The organism is Photobacterium sanguinicancri, from assembly GCF_002265265.1.
Taxonomy (GTDB): domain Bacteria; phylum Pseudomonadota; class Gammaproteobacteria; order Enterobacterales; family Vibrionaceae; genus Photobacterium; species Photobacterium sanguinicancri.
The window spans coordinates 1-3,075 of sequence record NZ_NOIF01000301.1; the positions used below are offsets into that span (position 1 = coordinate 1).

Annotated in this window: 2 protein-coding genes; both read left to right on the forward strand. The window is 42.3% G+C overall.

Annotated elements, in window-relative coordinates; translation table 11 throughout:
* Nucleotides 1-419: 419 nt before the first annotated feature.
* Nucleotides 420-1,373: an AEC family transporter gene (locus ASV53_RS23375; RefSeq protein WP_094958905.1), complete on the forward strand. Its 954-nt coding sequence runs from the start codon at nucleotides 420-422 to the stop codon at nucleotides 1,371-1,373.
* An 89-nt stretch (nucleotides 1,374-1,462) separates the two neighbouring features.
* A complete protein-coding gene (locus ASV53_RS23380; protein WP_094958906.1) occupies nucleotides 1,463-2,653 on the forward strand; it encodes a putative manganese transporter in 1,191 nt (396 codons plus the stop codon).
* Nucleotides 2,654-3,075: the final 422 nt, after the last annotated feature.

Below are 3,075 nucleotides of genomic sequence, written 5' to 3' on the forward strand. Positions count from 1 at the left end.
TAAAATCAACAAGATAATAAGAAATCTATCTTGATCATCGTTCCATGTTTTTAAAGGCCGATTAACAGCCTAAATAGCGGAGCAATACAATGATTTGATACTACCTTGATCATCGTTCCATTGCTGTATTAGATCAACATCATGATCGCACTTGATCATTGTTCCAGTTGAACATACACCCTCAGTTAATTGGTCGCTCTTGATCATCGTTCTGTTGATTTTAAAGGGCTGTGAGGCCTCGGTAACTCAGAAAAAACATCTTCGTTTCGACATTACACCTAGCATCACCCAAAAATTGAAGCCGGTGATCTTAATAAGATCGGCTTCGTGCTCGATTTTCATCAACGTTTTTGTCAATAAGTCATACATTTCATTTCTTATTCTGTGGTACAACAATAAAGGATCCTAAAGGAGTGACCATGAACGCATTTATCGAGCAGCTATTTTTTTCCATTTCAGTCACCGGCCCAATTTTTATCATGCTGGCACTGGGTGTGGTTTTAAAGTCTAACGGCTTGATTGATGAAAAGTTTACTGAAGGTGGCTCACGTCTTGTATTCAATGTGACGCTACCAGCCTTGCTCTTTTTAAGCGTAGTAAAAGCAGATTTACAACAAGCTGGGCATTTTCAACTTATCGCTTTTGCGCTGATTGGTAACATGGCCCTTTTCGGCCTTTTTGAATTGTTGTGCGGAACGATGATCAAGAAACGATCGGATCTTGGCGTGGTGGTGCAAGGGGCCTTTCGTGCTAATACCGGCATCATTGGTTTAGCTTATGCCGCCAATGCTTACGGTGAAGAAGGATTAGTTATTGGCTCGTTATATGTTGCCGCTATTACCGTGCTCTACAATATTTTGGCCGTCATAACACTTACTCGCCATTCAGAGACCAATACTCAATTAAATATTCGTCATTTACTGCATTCAATCATACGAAACCCACTGATCATCAGTATTCTGATTGCTATTCCAATTTCTTATTTACATATTGAATTGCCTAATATTTTACTGCAATCAGGCCGCTACTTTGCAGATATGACACTACCACTTGCGTTGCTATGTACAGGGGCGAGTTTGGATTTCAGGCAACTAAAACAAGAATCAACCAGCGCCAATGTCGCAGGTTTTAGCCGTTTAGTTATAGCCCCAACGCTACTCACAATCACAGGTTACCTACTTGGCTTTCGCAGTGTAGAGCTTGGCATTATCTTTTTGATGTCTGCAGCACCAACCGCTGCAGCCAGTTATGTAATGACGCATTCGATGGGAGCCAATGCAAAATTAGCCGCCAACATTATTGCCTTAACAACAATCGCCTCGACGTTTACCTGTAGTCTAGGGATCACACTACTTAATATGTGGACAAAATAACAACAAAAACCAATTGATAATGATTCTCAATTACAGTCTAATAGGCTAAATGGAATTCAAGCCGAAATTAGCACTGCGGAGTCTTATCAATGGCATCTTTACAAAAAGCGCAATACAACCAGCTTCAAAATCACTATTGGCGTATTGCAAACAAGCGCCTAATCCTTCCTGTGATCTTATTTGCACTATTAGCAGCACCATCAACACGCGAGATCACCGTTGCTGTTTTATCTGATGCTTTTTGGCAAGTTGCCGCTTATGTCGCTGCAACACTGACGATTTACCATATCATCGCTAATAAGATGAGTCAGAAAAGCAAACTTAAAACCCTGCTAAACAGCAACTCACGCTACCAAGTCATCTTTGCAGCTCTAATGGGTGCCCTACCTGGTTGTGGTGGTGCGATCGTCGTGATCACCCAATATGTGCGAGGCCAGCTTAGTTTTGGCGCCGTAGTTGCTGTTTTAACTGCAACTATGGGGGACGCAGCTTTTTTATTGTTAGCAACTGAACCAAGTACAGGGCTATTAATGATGGTCATTGGCTGCTGTGTTGGCCTCATCTCAGGTTGGATTGTTGATGCCACTCATGGCAGCGATTTCATGCGGCCTGAAGTCAAACCCAAGCAAAACACAGTAGCTACTCAGCACGAAAAAATAACCTCACCAACAGTGTTAAAACTGCAAGGTCAATTTTGGAAATGGGTACTGGCCCCAGCCATAGTGATCGCAATTATGGGTTCGCTGCAAATCGATATCGATCAAGCATTCAAACTCAGCGCAGGCACAATTGATATTATTGGTACAATTGCAGTCATTATGGCTTTACTGCTGTGGGCAACATCGCGTGATATCACCGATTATGAATCCGCTGTTTCAGAAGATCCTAAATTAGCCTCAAGTCACATGTATCAACGTATCGCTCAAGACACCAACTTTGTCACTAGCTGGGTGATCGGTGCATTTTTGATTTTTGAATTAACCATTTTTTGGACTGGCGTCGATCTACAAGGCCTCTTCTCTAACTGGGCGTTATTAATTCCATTAATGGGTGTGATGATCGGTCTTTTGCCGGGTTGTGGCCCCCAGATTATTGTCACTAGCCTTTACTTATCAGGGGCTATTCCGATGTCTGCACAAATAGGCAATGCAATCAGCAACGATGGCGATGCGCTTTTCCCCGCCATAGCACTAGCTCCAAAGGCCGCGCTTATCGCGACGCTCTACTCTACGCTACCCGCTATCGTTGCAGCATACGGTTACTTTTTCCTCTTTGAGTAAGACAATAAATAGTCAGTTTAAGTTTTATTCGTTTTAAGACGCCTTTATATACATAAAAGGCGTTTTTTTATTCTGGGGCTAAACAGCAAATAGGTGATAAAAAGCGCAACTTCGCCTCATTTTATCGACCCAGATCACACAACAATGCAAACCCACAAGGTGCGTTAAATGTCAATAGGTGAATTCCCCCCTATCTGTACTGCGTACGGTTCGTTATATTTCACCTATAGGAAGCAACGTGGATATACGTTATTTCTTATTGCATTCTTTTAGGATGCTCTCCAATAAAGCGCATAGTCAGTATAAACCCTCATACTGAACCATTATGAACTTCATTGGATACCTCTTCTACACGTCGTACAGGATTGTGCTCTTCGGAGTCAAACTCTTGTCTTTGCCGGCCTTTTAGGCCGGCTTTTTTT

Coding starts and splice junctions, on each gene's coding strand:
- ASV53_RS23375 (WP_094958905.1), top strand. CDS start 420: ATGAACGCATTTATCGAGCAGCTATTTTTTTCCATTTCAGTCACCGGC.
- ASV53_RS23380 (WP_094958906.1), top strand. CDS start 1,463: ATGGCATCTTTACAAAAAGCGCAATACAACCAGCTTCAAAATCACTAT.